Origin of the sequence: Microbacterium testaceum (assembly GCF_001476285.1) — a bacterium.
Lineage (GTDB): Bacteria > Actinomycetota > Actinomycetes > Actinomycetales > Microbacteriaceae > Microbacterium > Microbacterium testaceum_B.
The window spans coordinates 1-794 of the sequence record NZ_LDRU01000131.1 but is presented as its reverse complement, the minus strand read 5'-3'; the positions used below and the strand labels follow the sequence as shown (position 1 = coordinate 794).

At 73.4% G+C, this 794-nt stretch carries 1 protein-coding gene; it reads left to right on the top strand.

All coding sequences use genetic code 11. From position 1 onward, the window contains the following. Window positions 1-706, top strand: a 706-nt coding sequence (locus NS283_RS17765; protein WP_058598174.1) for a general stress protein, incomplete at its 5' end; no start/stop codon positions are given. Window positions 707-794 lie beyond the last annotated feature (88 nt).

The following is a 794-nucleotide window of genomic DNA, read 5'->3' as shown; positions in this document are numbered from 1 at the left end:
GAAGGTCGCGTCGTTCCCGACGTACGAGCAGGCCCAGAAGGCCGTGTCCTCCCTCATCGCCGGCGAGGTACCCGCGCGCGACATCGCGATCGTGGGGACCGGGCTCCGATCCGTCGAACGCATCACGGGCCGTCTCGGATACGCCACGGCGGCGCGATCCGGGGCGCTGAACGGTCTGATGATCGGTCTGCTCTTCGCCTTCATCTTCGTGCTCGGTCAGCCCACGGCGCAGGTCGCAACCTTCCTCGGCGTGCTGCTCGTGGGCATGGCGCTCGGAATGCTCCTGAGCCTCGGCACCTACTCGATCATCCGCCGTCGACGGGACTTCGCGTCCGTCATGCAGGTCACCGCAGACCACTACGACGTCTGCGTTGCCGCCCCCAGCCTCCACAAGGCTCGCGGAGTGCTCGGCCCCACGGGCACCGCGCGCACGGTGGTCGCGCGCCCGCCCGTCTCGGTGGACGATGCTCCGCCGCAGTACGGCGAACGGGTGGCACCCGGCAGCGCGGCGCCGTCGACCCCGCGTCCCGCCGCCCCGAGCTCCGCGCCCGCGTCGGACGAGCCGCCGCGCTACGGGGAACGCATCGTTCCGCCCACGCCGCAGGCCCATCCGGACGAGTCGGCCGGCACCGGGTCCGCCGACGCTGATCCTGTCGCCGGTGAGCAGCGAGGCGACGGCCCCGAGGCGCCGCGCGAAGAGCGGTGACCGCCGAACCCGTCCGGATCCCGGTCGAGTCGCCGGGCGGCGCCTCGAGCGTGTCGGGGCTGTGGGAGGCGCCTGACGGCGCGGCCGC